This window comes from Ensifer sp. LC384, from assembly GCF_001695865.1.
In the GTDB taxonomy this organism is placed as follows: domain Bacteria; phylum Pseudomonadota; class Alphaproteobacteria; order Rhizobiales; family Rhizobiaceae; genus Ensifer.
Genome location: NZ_MBST01000010.1, coordinates 1 through 19,030 on the forward strand (window position 1 = coordinate 1; position 19,030 = coordinate 19,030).

Sequence of the window (19,030 nt, forward strand, 5' to 3'; positions counted from 1 at the left end):
CTGCGACACCAGTTCCAGCGACGCGCTCGGCCCGTCGTCCTCGAACTTGATGAGGCCGCCGCCGAGGTCGACCGTATCGGTGGCGACGTCCTTGTCGCCGTCCGTCACCGTCAGAACCGCCTGCAGCGCATTCGAGGCCAGCGAAACCGCCTCGTCGTAGCTGCTCGTGTTCGCATGGTTCAGCGACTCATACTGCGTCAGCGTCACCGACCCGTTGGCCGGGTTGATCTCGACCGTGAAGGCCACCGTGCCGCCCGTGCCGCCCACGCGGCCCTCGATCACGGAGCCGTTCTGCACCAGCAGGATCTCCGTCGTGCTCCCCGTCCGGTAGAGCCCGGTGTGGCCGCCGTTCACGATCGCCAGCGAATAGGCCGTCGTCGCGCCTTCGTTGTCCTGGCCGACCGACGTGCCCGCCGTCGTGAACAGATCCGAACCGGAGACCGTCACCTGACCAAGGCCGACAGCGGCCTCGCCGGCGTTCTCGCCCACCGTCTCGTCGACCACGATCGTCTTGGGCTGCGACACCAGTTCCAGCGACGCGCTCGGCCCGTCGTCCTCGAACTTGATGAGGCCGCCGCCGAGGTCGACCGTATCGGTGGCGACGTCCTTGTCGCCGTCCGTCACCGTCGCCACCAGCTGCAGCGAGGCGCCGGTGAGCGTCAGGCTGGCGGTCTCGTTATAGTTTGACGGGCTGTCGCCGTGCCAGATCGCCTTGAGCTGGTCGAGCGTCACCTCGCCGTTGGCCAGGGTGATGGTGAAGTAGGTCGCGCCGTTCGCCGTGCCGGTGATGACGCCGGTGTCCGGGTCCTGGCTGAGCAGGATTTGCGCACCCTGGGCACCGTTGACCCCATGGGCATAGAGCCCCGAGCCGACATTGTTGGTCGACAGCTGCAGCGCGTAGCTCACCGAGCCACCATCCGCGCCGGTGCTGAGCGTCGCAGCCGGGAACACGCTGGCAACCGTGAACGAGGCATTGTCGCCGAGGGTCGTCTCGTCGACCGTAAGAGCCGCGGGAACCGCAATCTTGCTCGTGTCGATCACCGGCACGTCGTCGACGACGTCGACGCGCAATGTCGCCGTGCCCGTGGCGCCGTCCTTGTCCGTGACCGTCAGGTTGAAGATGTCCCGGTCCTGTTCGACATTCGCGCCGGGGTTGACGCCGGAACTGGTGACCGGGCTCGTCAGTTCGTAGGTGTATTGCGCAACGCCGGTAACGGGATCGTAAGACGTAATGGTCAGTACGCCGAACTGGCCCGCGACCGATTGCCCAACCAGATTGCCGATTGCGAACGTCTGGCCGTTGATCGTCAGGCTCGCGATATCGCCGGGACCATCGGGATCAGAAATGGCGAGGACGCCGTTGACCAACGCACTGCCGTCGCCGGCGCGCGATCCGTCGGCGAGGCCGGCCTCGTCAAGCTGCCGGTCGCTGGCAAAGACGCCGCTGGGATCGCTGTTGCCATCGGGGATGATCGTGGGGTTGTCGTTGGGATCGACAGCGAAGGGCAGAAGCTCGGTGGCCTCGAGCGCCGGAAACTGCAGCTCGGTGGGCGCCAGCAGGTCGATGACCGGGCCGGCCTGGCCAATGCCGCCATCTGCGTCGGAGAAGTTGCCGCCGCTGCTCTGGTTCGATACGACGCTGATGCTGCCATCCGGGCCCGCGGCGACGTTGATGCCGTTTTCTCCGAGCACCGCCACGAGAGTTTCGCGCGGGATTTCGGCGTCCCCGATCACGAAAGTCGGAACCTTCAATGCGGCGTTCTGGACCGTGATGGTGGAGCCGTCAGGCTGTTCCAAAACGATATCCGTGCCGACGACCTTGATCTTTTCGATCGATGCGCCTGCAGGCAGGTGCACGACATTCGAAGCATCAGCGCTGATCGTCGCCGGCATCGGCGGCGTCAGAGGGGTGGTCTCAGCACCCTTCACCGGAGCACCGGTTGCCGAGTCCAGGAGCTGCGGCTCTTCCGCCGCGCCAGCACCGGCCTGCGCCACCAGACGCCCGACCTTGCCACTGGGTGCTTCGTGATGTTCGATTGCCTCTGCCGGCGTTGCGGCGGCTTCGTTGGAAATTGCGGTGCCTTCGGTTGCCATAAGAAATACCCCTCGACCTTTGCGGGCAAGAAAACACCAACCTTGTGCGGCCGCAATCGGTACCGGAGGGGTTATCGAAAAATGGCATAATATGTTATGCCAATACCCAAAATTGGTTAGATTAGCGCAATTTTAACAATTCTGGTCATGACCGCGAAACGAATGCCGGACGGTCCGCCAGAGTTCGATTAAACAAGCCCTGACGTCCCGCGGAGCAGCACCGGAATTCACACAATCGACCGAACCGGGTTGCCACACGCTGCATCCCCAACGAACGCGTCTCCACCAAATAGACCGCGATGAGTGCCAAGTCGTCGAGCGGCCTGGTCCTGGCTGTCGTGACACCTCATAGTGCCGAGGTTCGCGATTGGTGAAAATCCGCCCGTGCCTCGAAAGAATACACAAGTATAAAATTTGAATAAAATTTTATACAAAACGTATTTTGGTGAGACATACTAAATAATACATGCAGCTTTACCGGAGTTTTTCTTTTCATTCGTAGAGTGCCTTCATGCAACGAGAGGCACGGCGATGAACAAGAAGAGCTGGAAGCACTGCGCGAAATACCTGAAGACTTCGGTGGTTGCGATGGGCCTAGTGTCGCTTTCTGCAACATCGTCCGTACAGGCCGGACAAACCGGCATGCTCCAGCCCGCTCTCTTCCAGCAGATGATGAGCCTCGCAAGCCCGTTGGCTGCCGTCGCCACGCAGGTAATCGGCGCCTGGTCGCACCAAGCTTCCGAAGGGCTCAAGCGTCAACAGGTCCAGAAAGTGGCGATAACGACGCGCGCCAACATTGGCAGCCAAACGCCGGCACGGTCGGAACCCTCCGCCGTCTTTCATTCCGTCGCCTTTCGCGTCTCTTCGATCCCCGTCGCCCGCAAATGGAAGACTGTCTTCCCGGCGGTTGCCGCGGCTGATTTCAGCCACTGCGCACAACAGAGCGGTTGTGCCGCCCGCGGCATCCTCGGCAAGGCGATCGAAAACGCCGAAAGTCTCGCCTTCCGGCACAAGATCAGCGGCATCAACCGGACGGTCAACCGGCTCGTTCGCTACCAGCCGGACGCCGAAAACTACGGCTCCAAGGATTATTGGGCGACGCCGGCCGAAATTCTCGGCCGCGGCAAGGGGGATTGCGAAGACTATGCCATCCTGAAAATGGCCGCCCTGAAGGCGGCTGGCCTTCCGGCGGAAGCCATGGCGATCGTCGTTCTTCGCGATGTCCGACGCAATTTCTATCATGCCGTGCTCGCGATCACGACCAGCCAGGGCCATTTCATCCTCGACAATCTGAGCGACGAGGTGAAGCTCGACAGCGCGCTGCCCAACTACCAGCCGCTCTTTTCGGTCAGCGCCGACCGCTCCTGGATCCACGGCGTCAAGTCGACCGGTGACAAGGTCGCGTCGACCGCACCACTGTTCGATGTCATGCCCGGCGAGGGTGTCGCGCTTCGCTGAACCTTTCGCCGCACGGGTGGCCGCTCGAAATCGCCACTGTCGTGCCAACCTGCGCTGCGGCAGCGATGGTGCCGCGTCATCAGATCAGAATAAAGCCGATGATCACGTCCTGGTCGGAGAGCGGAGCGAGGGCGGCGTTGAGCTTGCCCCGCGTGACCTGGCCCTGCACTCCTATGGTGAAGCCGGCCGATTGCGGCTCGCCGGGAGCCGATTTCAGGCGGCCCACGAGATCGACAAACTGAACGTCGAAGGAAAGCTTCAAGCCCAGGGCGGGCTGTGGCTGCTGCGACCGCAGGACACGAGATTGGACGAAGGAGAGGAATGCGGGGTTGTAGGCAATGATATGCCTGTTCCCGGTGAGCGCAAAGGCTGGCGACGGGCTTGCGCGGACCTGGCTCGTGACTATCGCCAGATTGCTGCGCGCCTTGGCCGACGAAAGTTCGTCGCGCAGGTGGCGGGTGGCGATATAGCGCAGCCGCGCCGTCAGGTTGCCTTCGCCCTCAAGTTCTCTTTCGCAGGCGGCAACGATATCGGCTAGCTTGCGGCCATGGCGCGCGGCAAGCTCGCCAAGGCTCTGCCAATAGATCTCCTCGAGCTTTATTCCGTGGCGCTGACCACCGACGGTGACGACCCGGAACCGCAGCGCGCTCAGGTCCTTTTCGGACGGGGGAGGCGGCGTCTCGTTCATTGATCAGCGCTCCCGCAGAGCTTCCTCGCGCGCCTTGTTGATCGGTTTCATCAGATAGGCAAGGATCGTCTTCTTGCCGGTCATGATATCCACCGACGCAATCATGCCGGGCATGATGGCATATTCGCGGCCATCCTTCACCAGCGCGGCCGTGTCGGTCTTGACGCGTACGAGATAGTAGGTTTCGCCGTTGTTCTGATCGACCAGGCTGTCCGCGCTGACGGTCTCGACGACACCGCCGAGGCCGCCGTAAATCGAGAAATCATAGGCCGATATCTTGATCAGCGCCGGCTGACCGGCGCGCACGAAGGCAACATCCCGCGGCGAAAGCCGCGCCTCGACAAGCAGAATCTCCGACGTTGGGACGACGCCTGCGATCACCCCACCGGGCGTCACATAGGCGCCGACCGTGTTGACATCCAGTGTATTGATGATGCCGTCGACCGGCGAACGAATGTCGGTGTTGGCGACCCGGCTGCTGGCACCGCGGATGGTTTCCTCGATTACGGAAAGCTGCGAAAGCGCCTCGGTTTTCTCCGCCAGGGCCTCCTGCTTCAGTTGCAGCGAAAGTTCCGTCACCTGCAGCGTTGCCTCCCGGAGTGCCTCCTCCAGCTTTCCGACCGATTCCTTCCAGAGGGCGAGCTGACCCCGGGTATCGGTCAGCTCCTTCTCGACCCTGAGCGACTCGGTCTGCGCGACGAGCTTACGCTTGACCATCGGCGCGAGCAGTTCCTGCTCGCGCTCGGTTACCTGCAAGCTCTCTGTCAGCCGGTTGATATTCGCCTGTGCTTCGGCCAGTTCCTTCTGGCGCTGGCCCTCACGTGCCTGCATGACCGAAAGCTTGTTGTTAAAATTACCGGCTTTGGCTTGAAGCAGCTGTTCTTCGTTGGCGCATATGGCCGGCGCGACCTTGGTGATTTCGTCAGGACATTGGTATTTTGCGTCGTAGGCGCCGGTCTCCTCGAGCACCAGCCGCGCGATTTGCGCGCGCAGTGATCGTGCCTTCGCCTCAAGCTCGCCGAGCGAGGAGCCGCTCGCGGTATCGTCGAGCCGGAGGATCAGATCGCCGCGGCGAACGACCTGTCCGGGCTGCACCGCGATCTCGCGCACGATGCCGGGCTCACTCGACTGGATGATCTGCGTCTTTGAGACGGGAATGACCTTGCCTTCTCCGCGGGCGATCTCATCCACCTCGGCGATCGCTGCCCAGGCGACGAAAGAACTGATCAGCAAGCCTACGACAAGCAGCCCGGCGCGCGCGGCAAGCGGCGGTTTCTCAGTCATGCTGGCACCTTCCGCCACTTGCCGACCGGCTTCGTTTCGCGCTCTTGCTGAAAACGTGCATCATAGCCCAGCTCCCGCCGGCGGGCCGGAAGGACCGGGCCGCCTTTGCAACTGCTCGATGACCTCGGCCTTCGGACCATCGGCAACGACGCGCCCGCGGTCGAGGACCAGTAGCCGATCGACGAGGCTCAGCATGCTGTGGCGATGCGTTGAGATCACAAGAGTGACATCGCTGCTGAAGACATTGGAGAGCTTGTTGATCAGCTCGCGTTCGCTGGCGAGGTCCATTGCTCCGGAGGGTTCATCAAGGAAAACGATCTTCGGCTTTCGCAACAGCAGCCGGGCGATGGCAACCGCCTGGCGTTGCCCGCCGGAAAGCTGCGAACCGCGCTCACCCACAGGCATGTCGTAGCCGCGCGGATGATGGGAAACAAATTCGTCGACCCCGGCGAGCCGCGCTGCCGCGACCACTTCTTCATCACTCGCGGTCGGATTCGCCATCAGGAGGTTTTCCTTGATGGTGCCCGAGAACAGGTCGGAATTCTGCGACACGAACGAGACCGCCGAGCGAACGACGGAGGGGTGCAGTTGCCGGATATCGACGCCGTCGAGCAGGATACGCCCGGCGCTTGGCGGATAGAGCCCCCCCAGGAGGCGGCCGATCGTCGTCTTTCCGGAGCCGATGCGGCCGATGATGCCGACCCGCTCGCCCGCCTTGATCGCGACGTTCATACCGCTGACCACCTTGTGGTCGTTACCCGGGTAGGCGAACTCGAGGTTGACGAAGGTAATGCTGCCGTTGCGGATCTCGCGATTGACGAAACCGATCGTATCGGGTCGGTCCTCCGGCTGCTCCATCACCGCATTCAGGATCCGCAGCGATAGAAGCGCCTGGCGCAGCCGCGCCAGCGTCATCGCAATCTGGCCGAGGGGCGCGACGGCGCGGCCGGCCAACATGCTCGCGGCGATGATCGCGCCGGAGGAGATATTTCCCTCCGTGAATTCATAGGCGCCGGCCACGACAATGCAGACCGTCACCAATTGCTGCACGAACTGCGTCGCGTGCGATGCCCAGGAGGAAATCTCCTTGATCTGTTCGGCCGTGTTCGAGGAATGCTTGGCCAGTTCGTTCCAGCGGCGAAGGAGCTGCTTTTCCGATTGCAGCGTTTTCACCGTCTCGATCGCGCCGATCGTCTCGACCAGCAGCGCCTGGCGCTGGGCGGACTCGTTCGAAGCCGCAGCGACGCGGTGGCCGATCTTATACTGCGCGACGTAGCCGATCACGAGGCTCAAGACAAAAGCGATCGTCGGAACAAGCGCGATCCAGCCCGCGACCGCATAGATGGCCGCGATGAAGACGAAAACGAAAAGACTGTCGATGATGGTGCTGAGCGTATTCGACGTGAAAAACTCCCGCACGAATTCGTACTGCATCGCCCGGTTGGCATATTCGCCGGTGGACGGCGGCCGCGAGGCCATGGTTGCATGCAGGATCTTCTCGAACAGCATGTAGGAGAGTTTCAGATCGGCCTTGCGGCCGGCGTAGTCGATCAGCGCCGCCCGCACCGTCTTCAACAGGAAGTCGAAGAGGATGGCAGCGCTGATGCCCAGCGCCAGAACCCAGAGCGTCGCGATCGCTTTGTTGGGCAGGATGCGATCGTAGACGTTCATCGTGAAGAGCGGCGCGGCGAGCGCCAGGACGTTGATGAAGAATGCCGCGATCGCCACCTGCACATAGGCTTGCCAGAAGGGCTTGATCGTCGAGGTCAACCAGTGCCGGCGGTCGATGTTGCGCGCCGCGCCGACGCCCCGACCGGCCGCCGCATTCAAATAGGTGGCCGAGAACGACACGGCATAGGCGAGCCCGCCGAGTTGCAGATCAGACAGCTTGATCGCCGGCTCGTCGGGTCTGCCCACCTTGTTCGAAAGACTGAGAGTGCCGTCCAGAGCCTCTTCCAACAACGCCCTGGCGCTGCCGTCGCGAAAGATGAGCAGCAGCGGGAACACGAAATCGCGATTGGTAAGCGCGCGCGTCGAAACGAGTTCCGTCTCCAGACCCACCCGTTCGGCTATGCGCGAGACGTCTTCAGCGCTCGGTGACCGGGCGTCGAAGGGGACGTCGGAATAGAGCACACTGTCTGACGACGGGCGGTTCAAGAAGATGCAAATCTCCTTGAACGCCTCGGAAAAGCCGGTCAGGGACGGGCCAATCTGCGCATGCCTGTCGATACCTTGCATCACCACCGGTTGTGTCCGCCCTCACGAGGACTGTTATTTTTGCCGGATCGGCGCCAACAAGTCGAGTGGCAAGTCGTTTGTCTGGCGCGACGGGACACGGCGATAGGTTTCCGTAGCAGGCGTGGCTGGAACATTGAACTCGGTGCGCGCGTAGGCTTCGGATTGAGCCGGTGCCTTGATCTGCATCGTGGACAGAAGTTGTCCGGTCGCTGCAAGCAGGCGATATTCGGCAAACAAGGCTGCGTACTGCGCGGTCTTCGCGAGGATGCTGACGTTGAAACGCGAGTTCTGCGCGCCCAGTACATCGAGCAGAGAGCGTTGGCCGACTTTGAGCTGCTCGCGATAGGACTCGACGAGCTGCACGTTCATCTGGGCCTGCGCATTCAGTGTGCGCGCAATGTCGTACTGGCTTGTGCGGCGTTCCCAGGAAATGCGAACGGCTTCCTCGACCTCGCGATGCGCCTGGTGGAAGACCAGGCGCTGCTCGCTCGCCCGGCGCATCTGCTCCTGCTCATTGGCGATGTCGATGCCGCCACGATAGAGGTTCCACTTCGCCACGATCCGCGCCTGCGCGTCCCAGGTGTTGCCGGTCGTGCCGTCGATATCGTTGCCCGTGCGTGCGCGCCCTTCGGCAAAGACCTCGGGAAGCATGTTCGAGCGCGCGGCCTTGACCTGCGAATCCGCGACGCTGATGTCGGAATCGGCGGCCTTGATGCGCGGATTGCTGCCGCGAGCGATGCCGATCGCCGTTTCCAGCGTCTTCGGCAGAGCACCGCCAACCGACTTCGGCATGGACGGCTTGGTGAGCGGCTGACCAACCAGGCGGTTGAAGCTGATCTTGACCGTGTCGAACGCTTCCTCTGCCTCTTGCAGGCGAGCCTTTGCGGACAGCAGGCGTTCGCTGGCCTGCTGGCGATCCGCCTCAGTCAGGGCGCCCCCCGATATCAGCGAGCTGATATCCGACAGGATCGACTGGTGCACGCCGACGTTCTTGCGGGCCTCCGCCACGATTTGCTGCTGAAGGATATACTCGAAATACTCGCGCACGATCTGCAAGCCGATCGTTTCGGAACGCTCAAGCACGCGGAACGACGCACTATCGACGCGCGCCGCCTGGCGCTCCAGCTCCGCCCGACGGCCGCCGCCATCGAAGAGCTTCTGCGTGACGGTGATGCCGACGTCGGAAGGATAGAGCGGGTCGTTCTCGATCGAGGCCAGCCGACGGCCGGTATCCTCGAGATGCTGCACGCCAGTCGACGCTTCCACATCGAGGCTCGGCAGATAGAGGCCACGGGCCTGCCGCAGTTCGAACTCGATCGCCTCGCGGTTCTCGATCGACTGTCCGATCTCCGGGTTCGATTCCATTGCGATTTGAAGCGCTTCCTTGAGCGTCATCGCTTCGGCCGCACTCCCCGCGAACATGGTCGACGCGAGCAGAATGGAAAACAATCCGCCCTTTAAGGTTTTCCCCACGGTCAATACTATCCCCCTCGCAATCAGTTCGTCACGCTAGTAAATCCAGGCGGACGTTAAAACTGCAGAAACCCACCGCTAAATAATACAGCGGTAATAAAACGCGGCCACCAAATTTGGGGTCGTTCCAGACCGTCGCAAGCTTTCGCACGGCTATGTTGCAAAAATGGAACAGCCGCCCTGCCGCAAGGGGATCTTTTAACCTATTGAAAAGAAATGGAGCGGGCGTAATTGCTCCAGGATCTGAGCCGGCTCAGATCGACCAGGACACTGCCCTCAACTCAACGCCGACGCGAATGCGGCAGCCTCACCTCAGCCGCCGCGAGCGAGGACTAGGTACTAAGCTGAAGCGCGCGCCAGTGCCGCATCGTTTCAGGCCGAAGGCAGGCGGACGAAGCCGACGCTCTGAGTTGCCCCGGCAGCAACCGCAACGGTCTCCGAGGCTGCGGCGCGGCGCAGCCGTTCCAGATCGACGCTGCCCTCGAACAACGCACCGCCAACGCTGAGTGCGAGATCGACCTTGCGGCCATCGGCAGAGAAATGCGACGAGGTCAGCGCTTTCGTCAGGCGGGTGCAAACCTGCTCGGCATCGGCTTCGGTCGCAGCGACCAACAGGACGTCGAAGCTCGCTGGGCCGGTTCGCGCGACGATATCATCGCGCCGCACCGAGGTGCTGATGGTGGAGGCGACGAACTGCAGCAGTTCCTCGCTCCATTCCGGGCCGAAGGCGGCGCCGACATCGTCGAGGTTGTTGATCCGCAGATGGATGAGAGCCCCGTGAAGCTCCTCGACGGCGCGTTGACGGCGGCGCTCAAGACCATTGACATACTGGACGAGCCCGCGGCCGGTGACGCAGCCGGTCGTGGTGTCATGGGCAACGACATGGTTGATCTGGTTACGGAGACGCTGGGCCCGACGAAACTGCATGGCCGCGATGACGATCAGCGGCACACCCATCAGCAGGGAAATCAAAGCCGCGCCCACAACGGCCGCCGCATAGGGGCGATCGACGAGAGCAACCAGGCTGAGATAGACCAGGGCCTGGGCGAGGATGGCGAAACCAACGATGCCGCCGAGGACATAGCGCGCGATCCGCCAGTCCTTCTGCCCGTTGAATGGTACCTCTCTCTGCATGCATCCAGCTCCCGATTCACTGACGATAATCGGTCTAGTGCAGTTTTATGGATATTCCCTTTCCTAGCTATCTACAACTTTATGCACCGCGCAGAATACCGAGGGGAATGCACCAAAACGGCATATGACTGCCTGGATATTCGCGCTTTGCGTGTAAATTCAAGATGGCGGCCGAGAAATTTCGTTCGTCCTCTCCCCGTGCCGAACAACGGGACGCCGCCGATTTTGTTCACAAACTCAGATGTATACGGGAAGCGCAAGGTTCGCCGCATCCGCGATGCTCGTGCGATATCGCACCATGCAACTCTCAAATTTCGAGATTGTGCCGCGCGCTGAACAGAAAAAAGTCCCCTGCGACGGGAGGCGGATGCCGTTGGAGAACAAACCCGAGACACGGTAACGGTATCAAAAAATGCCGTGAGTTGTCGCGGTCGCGGACTTTGGTCCTATGTCTGATCCGACTTCAGTCCGCTTTGACACAAACCCGCTTGTTCCGCACGCTGATAGGATTGTTGGGCTGGTGTCGCGAACATGTCGATCAAGAACTCTCTGCGCCGACTTCTTTCCCCGCCGGATCCGCAGGAGCCGGCAATCAGGATACATGCCCTGGAAACTCTTCTTGACCTGTGGCAAGCCTACAGCCTGGTGGTAATGGAGCTGCACAGACTGCAGGCAGAAGATAATCCGCGGCCAGAAGCGATCCGTGAGCTCGAAGTCCTTTGTCGCGATATTGAAGCGCGGCTCATGTCATCTCTCGAGAAGATGGATCGGGCTGACGGCGTGCACGTTTCCCAACGACGGCCTGCTGCCATGCGTTGATCGGGGGGGAGCAGCCTCGGTCTCAAAGACTTGGTCCCTTTATTGCCGGCGTTTGTTGACGAGGGTATCGGGGACGAACACTGCCGGGAAGGGCCCTGGTTATGGCTCTATCAAGCGTGCGTAATCTCGACCGCCAGTAAAGGGTCGGCAAAGTTCTGTTCTGAGGAGATGTCATGCCTACGCGTCGGAAGTTTCTTACCGCAGTCAGCTCGGGAGCCGTTTGTCTGTTTGCGGTAGCTCTTCCATATACTGTCGGCCCTGCCGGCTCGTTGCTGGAACTTGTCCCCCAAGCTGCCTTTGCCAAGAGCGGGGAGAACAACGGCAATGGTGGGGGCAATGGCGGCGGAAACGGTGGAGGCAATGGCGGAGGAAATGGCGGTAGCAACGGCGGGGGGAACGGAGGGGGCAACTCCGCAAAAGACAGATCGAGCGGCGGCAACGCCCGTGGCAATTCGACGGGGGCCGGGGGTGGCGGAGCTGCTATCGGCGGCGATGCTTCCAGGGTCGGCGTGCGCCATGCCGATGGCATAAGCGAGGAGATCAGTGGCGGCCGCTACATCATGAAGGATGCGCGAGGGCGCACGATCATCAACCGAAGGGCCACCCTGGCGGACCTGAAACGAATTCAGTCCCTCATTCAGTGAGGGGACGCCAATCAACGGCGTCGCGCAGTACCATGGCAGCCTCAGTCCGGTTGCTGACACCGAGTTTGGCCATGATCTGCGTCATGTGGTGCTTTACTGTCTTTTCCTGCAGGTCGAGCTTCCGAGCGACGTGCTTGTTGCTCATGCCCGCGGCGACCAACTGCAGCACTTCATGTTCGCGCGCGGTCAAGTTGGCGACCAGGGCCGACAGGTTTCCTGGACCGCGCGTGCGGTTGGAAAGGAGTTTGGCTGAAAGCGCGGGAGTGACATAGCTTTCGCCCGCGGCGACGCTGCGAATGATTTCTGCCAGTGCTCGACCGCCTACACCCTTCAGCACATATCCGAGCGCGCCTCGGTCAAGCGCCGCGGTGACATCGTCGCTGGTTTCGGAGACGGTCAGCATGATGATCTTTTGCGATGGCGACGACTCGAGGATCGGGAGGATTGTGTTCAAGCCGCCGCCGGGCATGGAGATGTCCAACAGCAAGACATCGGGATGCACGTTCTCGGCAATAAGCAGGGCATCATCCCTGGAACTCCCCTCGGCAACGATCTCGAAGCCGCCAATCTCCAGCAGGCTCCTTGTTACGCCCTCTCGAAACAGGGGGTGGTCATCGACCACCGCCACGCGTATCGCTGTCGTCATGCCGCTTTTGTCTCCTCAGTGCTGATTGTCATACGAACAACGGTGCCGGAGGCGGAGACATTAATCTCGAAGGCTCCGCCCAAGCTTTCGATGCGTTCTCTTAATCCCTCAAGGCCAAGGCCCGTCGGCTGCACGAGATCTGGGTCGAAGCCAGGCCCGTTGTCCCCGACCTCGACTGTCACCTGCTCACCCTTCGTCCATTGCGAGACACGCTGGCCGACGCCGCCGCCATGACGGTAGGCATTGTTGAGGGCCTCCTGCACGAAGCGGTAGATGCAGATCCTGGCGGACAGAGAGAGGTGATCGGGCGGGTCGAAAACCGACAGGTTCACGGCGGTTCCCGTTCGCTGCTGATGTGCGTGAACCACCCGTTTCAAGATCTCGGACAGCGTCGCCGTCTCGATCTGCGGCAGGACGAGGCCGCTGCAGATCGTCCGGATCTCCTGCATTGCTTCATCGAGACTTTCCTTGATTTCGCCGATGATGCGTTCGCGTGAGGCGCGTGCTGATTTCGGGCTCGTGAAAGCATCGCTGTCGAGCCGCAGGGAAGCGAAGGCCAGCAATTGCGCCGGGCCGTCGTGCAGATCAGCGCCGATGCGGCGCAGGTGGCTTTCGTTGAGCGCCGTCGTGCGTTGCGAGGCCCGCTGGAGCCGTCCCCGTAGAGCTTCGTTCTGAGCGAGCAAACCTGAAAGCTCGGCGATCCGATCCTTGAGTGCATGGCGCTGGCTTTCAATCGTCCGGCTGCCGCGCAGCACGATCGCGGAGAGGACCACAAAAAAGGCGAGCGTAAAGGCTGCAACCGCCAACCAGCTATAGAAGCGCGCCTGGCTCAAGCCGTGTTGGAAATCATAGGAGACTTCATGAAATTCAGAAACGGCGACGACCTCTCCCGACCACGGTTGCAGCACCGGATTGTAGATCTCAAGGACCGGCATGTCGGCTGGGCGTTTGTCTGACAGCTCCCCGGACTGATCGAAGAGCGCCACCATGCTGCCGGAGAACGCCGTTCGCAACTCGTCGCTGAGTTCGAGCCGTTTTCCAATCTGGGCTTCGTCGCTTGAATAGAGAACCGTGCCGTCTGCCCGCCAGAGGCGGAAGGACAAGAGGCGGTCTCCCAGAGCGCCTTGGCCAAGCGTTTCGTCCAGCGCGCGCGCCACCGCGCCGTTGAGTACCTGGGTCGTCTGCATGTCGGGCAACAACGGTGCGATCACACTGTCCACGTAGAGAGCGGTGGTCGCGGCGGAGTTCCGCGTGACCGCCTCCTCGATAAGGCGCGAAACAAACGCCCCGACCATCACCATTGCAGACGCCGCAACAAGGCCGCCTATCAGCAAGAACTGCGTTGCCAACGAACGGGCGTTCCAATTTTTGATGAGTTGGCTGGCGCGCACGAAATTTCCCGGGATCGACCGCTGTTCGCCAGCGTCGCTGTGGTACAACAAACCCACGATAACCTATCCGGTTGGGCAGGCCGGTCAATGCCGTGGCTCGGTTCTCAATTCTTATCGGACCTTTGACTGCCTGCCCGACAGGACCAAGGTCCTATAGGCCGCCGCAATGGTCCGAGGGTCATAGCCGATCCCTTTTGCCCAAGATAGGTTCAATTCCTCTACAAGCGCGGCCTTCGTCAAATTTGGTGCCGCGGCGATTCGAAGAGGAGTTTCTTATGGTTTTCACGAAAGCAGTCGCTCGTGGCGTCGTGGCGCTGAGTTTGGCCCTGGTTCCGGCGGCGGGCGGGATGGTCGGCGCGGCGGGCACAGCCTTCGCCAAGGACGGCCATGGCAATTCCGGTGGTGGCGGCGGTAACGGAAATGGCGGCAGCCATGGCGGGGGCTCAGGTTCCAGCCATGGGAAATCGGAAACCGCGCGCACAAACAAGGACTCCCGGTCGAGCAAGGCCAGCGACAAGTCGACGTTGAAATCGTTCTTCACACGCGACAAGGCACCGGACACAGCAAGAAAATCTGCCAAGGCCGACAAGCTGGCCAAGGTGGATCCGACAGGTGCTGGCGTCGGCACCCCGGGACTGCGCTCGCTGAACCGCAACTATCACGCATACCTCAATTCGAACGATCCCCGAATGGCCGCGGTTTCTGCCTACGCCATTGCCTATGCCGAGTTCGAAGCTGAGAACGGCGTCGACGCCATCCCAAGCGATCCGGCTCTCAGCGACGAGGCCCTGCGCGAGGCGCTTGCCGGCTTCTCGAAAGATGGTGTCGTGACCGACGATATGCTTGACGAGGCCAAGGATATCCTCGGGGTGGGGCCCGAGGACGGCAAGATCGATCAGATCCGCGATACGCTGCCTCCACCGACCGCCGATTGACCGGCGGTTGACAGGCAAGTCGCCAGGCCCGGGAAGTTGACCCCGGGCCGGTGAAGGTCGTGCGCTGAAGCGCGGTTGCCAGCTTCCTTAGGCTATCGCGCATCCTACCGCATAATTCCTTAAATCGGATCCGATTTAAGGAATTCTGCAGCACATTTAAAGTGTTACAGCGTCCTTAGCGCGTCATATTTGACGCGCGGCGCTGTAGATGCGTTTCCGTCTTAAATGGACACATGGAAACGCTCTATCCTTTGTTTTTCGCATTTCCCGGCGGAAAACCGCTTCGGACTTTTCCTGGAGAGGCTCGAGGTGACGCCTGCTCCTGGGCGAACGGCAGCTGTCGGCCGGCAAGCTGGCGCGCGCCTTTCGAGGCAGGGACCTCATCGAGGGTTCGTCGAAAAGACAGGCATTCCCGCATTCGAAGCCTGGACGGGGATGCTTCCTGCGAATGCATAAATCCTCAACTCACGTTCGATTCTAGGGTAGAATTATGCCGCGATTAAAGGGCTGCAGTGTCCTTTGCGCGCCGAATTCGACGTGTGGCGCTGCAGAGGGAAGGTGAAGCCGATGAAAAGGTTTGCAATCGTTACTCTGGCGCTGGCGACGGCGCTGACAAGCGCTCCGCCGGCCATGGCGTTTCCCGCAATTGCCGCGCCGAGGATTGAAGCGCCGCAAGCTCAGCTGGTGCAGTACAGGCGATATCGTGGCGGATACTACAACGGACATCACCATAACGGTGGCGATGAGTGGGCCTGGGCATTGGGTGGACTTGCCGCCGGCGCCGTTATCGGTGGGTTGCTGGCGCAGCCCCAGTATTATGGCCCCAGTTACTATGAACCGGACTACTACGGCCGGACCTACTACCGTCCGCACTATTATGCGCCACGCTATTACCGCGAAGTCTACTATGACGGCGGTGCACATACGCACTGGTGCTATGCGCGCTACCGTTCCTATCGGGCCTACGACAACACGTTCCAGCCCTATTACGGTCCGCGACAGGTGTGCGTTTCGCCTTACTATTGAGAGTGGGGTAAGGCACGCGGTCAATCGGGCTCATCGGCTATCCGAATGGGGTTCGAACTGCTGACAAGAAAGACCGGACCGCCGCCCAGGGCAACATCTCGAAAACGCGCACTCGCTGGCGCGATTGGTGCGAAGCCGTGCCGCTACACGCCTCAAAAGAGCGTGGCAGCAGCGCCGGCAACATTCCTGATGTTTGACAAACTTTGGCAAACTGTGTCATCGTGAAGGGAGCTATGGAGGCTGAATATGGCCACGATGAACGTATCGTTGCCCGATCCGATGAAGGATTGGGTGGAAGCACAAACGCGCACGGGCCGCTATGCAAACGCCAGCGACTATGTGCGCGATCTCATTCGCAGGGATCAGGAGCGTAATGACAAGATTGCCGTCATGCAGCGCTTCGTCGACGACGGCCTGAAAAGCGGAACCGGTAATCGCTCGAAGGACGAACTTTTCGCTGCGGCATTGGCGCGGGCTGAAACACCGCGCGACCATCGTTAATGGGATTCCGCCTTTCCCTCGCTGCAGAAGAAGACATTATCGCTATTGCCGAGGAAGGCGTGCGCCTCTTCGGAGCCGCTCAGGCCAGCCGGTATCATGACGAGCTTTTCGGTATCTTCGTCCTGATTGCCGCTAGTCCTCGCATGGCGCGCGAGCGTCCAGAGTTATCGCCGCCGATGCGCATCCATCCGTTCAAAGCCCATCTTGTCGTCTACCGGGTTGAGGCCGACGGCGACATTCTCATTGTCCGTGTCCGGCACGGTCACGAGAACTGGACGGACAACGCCTAGAGCATTTCCAGGAAAAGTGCGAAGCGGCTTTCCGTCAGGAAATGCGTAAAAACAAAGAGATAGAGCGTTTCTGCGACTCCGTCTAAACCGGAATCGCTCTAACTAAGCGTTGTGCGACTGCGCCGTCCTGACCTGCAGCAATTCAAAGCGCTACAGCGACCTTTGCGCGTCTGATAAGACGCGCGGCGCTGTAGGGCAAACTGATGGCTTACCGGCGTCTCGCATCGCGCCAGCGGCGGATTTCGTCGGCGTTCGCCTTGCCGCCGCGGGGGCCATGGATGGTCACTGAGCGGGCTGCGGCGGCCACGGCGAAGTCCAAGGCAGCGGCAAAGGGCTGGTTCTGCTCAAGGCACCAGGTCAGTACGCCGCCAAAGGTATCGCCCGCGCCGGTCACGTCGACGACATCGACGGGAAACCCGCTGGCGCGCAGTATCGTGTCACCGCTACGCGCCTCTGCGCCTTCGGCGGCCAGCGTGCGCACCACCCAGCCGATGTCATGGTCACGCATCCAGTCCCCGATAAGCGACAGGTCTTCATGGCCGAAGGCGGTACGGAAGCCGACCTGGTTGAAGATGACCACCGCCGCACCGTTGAGGTAGGCCATGTCCTCCGGCGTGCAGCCGCCGACGTCGAGATCGAAGATGGCGCGGCGCCCGTGCCGGCGCAGGTCGGCCAGAAGTGCGGCCTGTTTCAGCACGCCGCTCTCCGCTCGAACATGCAGGCGGCGGACACGATAGAGGGTCGTATATATCAACCCCGGCTGACGCAGCGCCGTCAAACTGTCTGGCGTGAGCCACATCGGCTGTTCGCCCATCTCGACGGTCAGCACAATATGCTCGCCCTCGACCAGGAAGATCAGGTTACGTGATTCCGGAATGGTGGGATCGGTCAGCATGTGGCTGACGCCGACGCCGTTCTCCACGAGGTCGGCGATCAATCGTTTTGATAGCGGGCTGTCGTTGAGCAGCGAGATGAACTGCGTATCGCCGCCCAGTGCCGCATGCACCACGGCGGCATTGGCGATGGAGCCGCCGGTCTCCGCCGGCAGTTCCGCGACCATGCCCTTGTCCGCGCGACCTGGCCAGCGATCGGCCGTGTAATATTCGTCGAGCGCCACGTCGCCGATGAAAAAGGTCGTCATGCGTCTGGTCCCTCCTGAGCAGCCGCCTTGATCAGCCGTGGTCCGCCAGCGACCGGCACCCAGGGGCTTTCACCGAGGCCGCAGATTGCCATCCAGTAGTAGGGCGTGGGCCCCGAAACGCCGCGACAGGCGTCGTGCCAGACGCCGCGACGCATCACCACCGCCTGTCCCGGCGCGACCACGAATGCTTCGATATCATCGCGATGCGGCGCCTCGGCGTCTGACGCGGGCGCGACGGCGAGCACGATCGGTTGGGATGCGCAGAATATCGCCTCTTCGGTGCCCGGATGCCGCTCCATCGCAGCACAGAGCCACGGCGCGCTGCCGCCGCGGGTGATGCCGAGGTGGCCGGCGCCCTCGATCAGCGGCGTAGCGGTGAAACCGTCATGCCAGCCGGCGCCCGCGGTCCATATCACCTTGGGATCGGCATCGTCAGTCAGGTCGTAGGTCGTGCCGAACCGCGAAAAGTTTTCCGCGGTCACCGGCCGGGCGAGAACGGCAGCCGGAGCGCTCATGCGGCGCTCCTTGCGGCGCGCACGACGCGCATCAGGCCGGCGACATGAGCGGCTTCAACCCGGCCGGTATCCTTATGGTCGTGCTTGAACCAGCTTCCGACGACGGCGCCGTCTGCGTGGACCAACTGTTCAGCGGCATTGGCCTCGGTAAGGCCGGCGCCAATCAGCAACGGCACGGTTCCTCCGGCTGCCGCGCGGAAACGCGCCACCTTATCCATGTCCGTCGGTCGGCCGGTGGCGTCGGAGGTCACCACGAGACCGTCGCAACGCGAGGCACCGATGCGCACGTCCTCTGCCTCCGGCCTGCCGGAAAGGACAGGTTGATATTTGAACCGCACCCCCCCGAGCAGCAGCGCCTGGACGCCTTCGCGGCGGGCGGCAAGGTCTGCGGCGAAGGGTGCGTCCGTCTCGGGCGGCAGATGGCCGGCGACGGAATCGACCTGGATGAAGGCGACGGGATAGCGTCGGGCAAGTTCAAAGGCGCGCGCGTCGTCGCGCAACACGTTGACGCCGATGCGCGTGCCGAGATCGAGACCGAACAGCCGCTCCAGCACCCGCTCCACATCCTCGGCATGGCCGAAATAATTCTCCACCACCAACCCATCCACGCCTTCGCCTGTCATGATGCGGGCTTCTTCCAGGGCCTGGGCAAGCTTTGCCTCAGGGCTATCGCCTCCCAGGTGCAGCATGCCGAGAATGGGTTTTGGGGTCGTGAAGGTCTCGCCGAAGCGGCTCATGTTTGTTCTCCTGCAT

Annotated in this window: 18 protein-coding genes; 7 read left to right on the top strand and 11 right to left on the bottom strand. The window is 61.7% G+C overall.

Annotated elements, in window-relative coordinates:
* Nucleotides 1-2,094 (bottom strand): DUF5801 repeats-in-toxin domain-containing protein (locus tag BC363_RS10510; protein WP_065793299.1); only part of this gene is annotated, 2,094 nt, incomplete at its 3' end.
* A 531-nt stretch (nt 2,095-2,625) separates the two neighbouring features.
* Here BC363_RS10510 and BC363_RS10515 point away from each other — a divergent pair.
* Nucleotides 2,626-3,552 carry a transglutaminase-like cysteine peptidase gene (locus BC363_RS10515; RefSeq protein ID WP_244519846.1) on the top strand — a complete coding sequence of 309 codons (927 nt, stop codon included), beginning with the start codon at nt 2,626-2,628 and terminating at the stop codon, nt 3,550-3,552.
* A 79-nt stretch (nt 3,553-3,631) separates the two neighbouring features.
* Here BC363_RS10515 and BC363_RS10520 read toward each other — a convergent pair whose 3' ends face one another.
* The 5 genes from BC363_RS10520 to BC363_RS10540 all read right to left on the bottom strand — a co-directional run bounded on the left by BC363_RS10520 (nt 3,632) and on the right by BC363_RS10540 (nt 10,369).
* Nucleotides 3,632-4,240, bottom strand: a complete 609-nt coding sequence (locus tag BC363_RS10520) for a ribbon-helix-helix domain-containing protein (RefSeq protein ID WP_065781754.1) — start codon at nt 4,238-4,240, stop codon at nt 3,632-3,634.
* Between the two features lie 3 nt (nt 4,241-4,243).
* The gene (locus BC363_RS10525; RefSeq protein WP_065781753.1) at nt 4,244-5,524 is read right to left on the bottom strand and encodes an HlyD family type I secretion periplasmic adaptor subunit; all 1,281 of its coding nucleotides are present in this window, start codon (nt 5,522-5,524) and stop codon (nt 4,244-4,246) included.
* A 60-nt stretch (nt 5,525-5,584) separates the two neighbouring features.
* Complete coding sequence (locus BC363_RS10530; RefSeq protein ID WP_065781752.1) at nt 5,585-7,762, bottom strand: type I secretion system permease/ATPase; 2,178 nt, start codon at nt 7,760-7,762, stop codon at nt 5,585-5,587.
* Between the two features lie 33 nt (nt 7,763-7,795).
* Nucleotides 7,796-9,184: a TolC family outer membrane protein gene (locus tag BC363_RS10535; protein ID WP_065781866.1), complete on the bottom strand. Its 1,389-nt coding sequence runs from the start codon at nt 9,182-9,184 to the stop codon at nt 7,796-7,798.
* A gap of 423 nt (nt 9,185-9,607) precedes the next feature.
* Nucleotides 9,608-10,369 carry a diguanylate cyclase gene (locus BC363_RS10540; protein ID WP_065781751.1) on the bottom strand — a complete coding sequence of 254 codons (762 nt, stop codon included), beginning with the start codon at nt 10,367-10,369 and terminating at the stop codon, nt 9,608-9,610.
* A gap of 531 nt (nt 10,370-10,900) precedes the next feature.
* On the opposite strand from BC363_RS10540, the gene BC363_RS10545 reads away from it, so the two are divergent.
* The gene (locus BC363_RS10545) at nt 10,901-11,188 is read left to right on the top strand and encodes a hypothetical protein (protein WP_065781750.1); all 288 of its coding nucleotides are present in this window, start codon (nt 10,901-10,903) and stop codon (nt 11,186-11,188) included.
* Between the two features lie 269 nt (nt 11,189-11,457).
* Entirely contained in the window at nt 11,458-11,832 is a 375-nt protein-coding gene (locus tag BC363_RS35090) for a hypothetical protein (protein ID WP_161952449.1), read from the top strand.
* Here BC363_RS35090 and BC363_RS10555 read toward each other — a convergent pair.
* On the bottom strand, nt 11,822-12,478 hold the full coding sequence (locus BC363_RS10555) for a response regulator transcription factor (protein WP_065781748.1): 657 nt from the start codon (nt 12,476-12,478) through the stop codon (nt 11,822-11,824). The genes BC363_RS35090 and BC363_RS10555 overlap by 11 nt on opposite strands.
* Nucleotides 12,475-13,869, bottom strand: coding sequence for a sensor histidine kinase (locus BC363_RS10560; protein WP_065781865.1), 1,395 nt, complete (start codon nt 13,867-13,869; stop codon nt 12,475-12,477). The genes BC363_RS10555 and BC363_RS10560 overlap by 4 nt, the downstream gene beginning before the upstream one ends.
* 275 nt (nt 13,870-14,144) lie before the next feature.
* Here BC363_RS10560 and BC363_RS10565 point away from each other — a divergent pair, with 275 nt between their 5' ends.
* The 4 genes from BC363_RS10565 to BC363_RS10580 all read left to right on the top strand — a co-directional run bounded on the left by BC363_RS10565 (nt 14,145) and on the right by BC363_RS10580 (nt 16,621).
* Nucleotides 14,145-14,804 carry a hypothetical protein gene (locus BC363_RS10565; RefSeq protein WP_065781747.1) on the top strand — a complete coding sequence of 220 codons (660 nt, stop codon included), beginning with the start codon at nt 14,145-14,147 and terminating at the stop codon, nt 14,802-14,804.
* A 567-nt stretch (nt 14,805-15,371) separates the two neighbouring features.
* Nucleotides 15,372-15,830 (top strand): BA14K family protein, encoded by a 459-nt coding sequence (locus BC363_RS10570; protein ID WP_065781746.1) that lies wholly within the window; start codon nt 15,372-15,374, stop codon nt 15,828-15,830.
* Nucleotides 15,831-16,076: 246 nt separating this feature from the next.
* Complete coding sequence (locus tag BC363_RS10575; RefSeq protein ID WP_065781745.1) at nt 16,077-16,331, top strand: type II toxin-antitoxin system ParD family antitoxin; 255 nt, start codon at nt 16,077-16,079, stop codon at nt 16,329-16,331.
* Nucleotides 16,331-16,621: a type II toxin-antitoxin system RelE/ParE family toxin gene (locus BC363_RS10580; RefSeq protein ID WP_065781744.1), complete on the top strand. Its 291-nt coding sequence runs from the start codon at nt 16,331-16,333 to the stop codon at nt 16,619-16,621. Before BC363_RS10575 ends, BC363_RS10580 begins: the two co-directional genes overlap by 1 nt.
* Before the next feature lie 208 nt (nt 16,622-16,829).
* On the opposite strand, the gene BC363_RS10585 is transcribed toward BC363_RS10580, so the two are convergent.
* The 3 genes from BC363_RS10585 to BC363_RS10595 are packed head-to-tail and all read right to left on the bottom strand — an operon-like array spanning nt 16,830 to nt 19,014.
* Nucleotides 16,830-17,762, bottom strand: coding sequence for a carbohydrate kinase family protein (locus tag BC363_RS10585; protein ID WP_065781743.1), 933 nt, complete (start codon nt 17,760-17,762; stop codon nt 16,830-16,832).
* A complete protein-coding gene (locus tag BC363_RS10590) occupies nt 17,759-18,277 on the bottom strand; it encodes an ureidoglycolate lyase (protein ID WP_065781742.1) in 519 nt (172 codons plus the stop codon). Before BC363_RS10590 ends, BC363_RS10585 begins: the two co-directional genes overlap by 4 nt.
* A complete protein-coding gene (locus BC363_RS10595) occupies nt 18,274-19,014 on the bottom strand; it encodes a BtpA/SgcQ family protein (RefSeq protein ID WP_065781741.1) in 741 nt (246 codons plus the stop codon). The genes BC363_RS10590 and BC363_RS10595 overlap by 4 nt, the downstream gene beginning before the upstream one ends.
* Between the last annotated feature and the right edge of the window lie 16 nt (nt 19,015-19,030).

Bases quoted from the DNA above. Each gene is read 5' to 3' on its own strand.
- BC363_RS10515 (WP_244519846.1), top strand. From the start codon at position 2,626: ATGAACAAGAAGAGCTGGAAGCACTGCGCGAAATACCTGAAGACTTCG.
- BC363_RS10520 (WP_065781754.1), bottom strand. From the start codon at position 4,240: ATGAACGAGACGCCGCCTCCCCCGTCCGAAAAGGACCTGAGCGCGCTG.
- BC363_RS10525 (WP_065781753.1), bottom strand. From the start codon at position 5,524: ATGACTGAGAAACCGCCGCTTGCCGCGCGCGCCGGGCTGCTTGTCGTA.
- BC363_RS10530 (WP_065781752.1), bottom strand. From the start codon at position 7,762: ATGCAAGGTATCGACAGGCATGCGCAGATTGGCCCGTCCCTGACCGGC.
- BC363_RS10535 (WP_065781866.1), bottom strand. From the start codon at position 9,184: ATGTTCGCGGGGAGTGCGGCCGAAGCGATGACGCTCAAGGAAGCGCTT.
- BC363_RS10540 (WP_065781751.1), bottom strand. From the start codon at position 10,369: ATGCAGAGAGAGGTACCATTCAACGGGCAGAAGGACTGGCGGATCGCG.
- BC363_RS10545 (WP_065781750.1), top strand. From the start codon at position 10,901: ATGTCGATCAAGAACTCTCTGCGCCGACTTCTTTCCCCGCCGGATCCG.
- BC363_RS10555 (WP_065781748.1), bottom strand. From the start codon at position 12,478: ATGACGACAGCGATACGCGTGGCGGTGGTCGATGACCACCCCCTGTTT.
- BC363_RS10565 (WP_065781747.1), top strand. From the start codon at position 14,145: ATGGTTTTCACGAAAGCAGTCGCTCGTGGCGTCGTGGCGCTGAGTTTG.
- BC363_RS10570 (WP_065781746.1), top strand. From the start codon at position 15,372: ATGAAAAGGTTTGCAATCGTTACTCTGGCGCTGGCGACGGCGCTGACA.
- BC363_RS10575 (WP_065781745.1), top strand. From the start codon at position 16,077: ATGGCCACGATGAACGTATCGTTGCCCGATCCGATGAAGGATTGGGTG.
- BC363_RS10580 (WP_065781744.1), top strand. From the start codon at position 16,331: ATGGGATTCCGCCTTTCCCTCGCTGCAGAAGAAGACATTATCGCTATT.
- BC363_RS10585 (WP_065781743.1), bottom strand. From the start codon at position 17,762: ATGACGACCTTTTTCATCGGCGACGTGGCGCTCGACGAATATTACACG.
- BC363_RS10590 (WP_065781742.1), bottom strand. From the start codon at position 18,277: ATGAGCGCTCCGGCTGCCGTTCTCGCCCGGCCGGTGACCGCGGAAAAC.
- BC363_RS10595 (WP_065781741.1), bottom strand. From the start codon at position 19,014: ATGAGCCGCTTCGGCGAGACCTTCACGACCCCAAAACCCATTCTCGGC.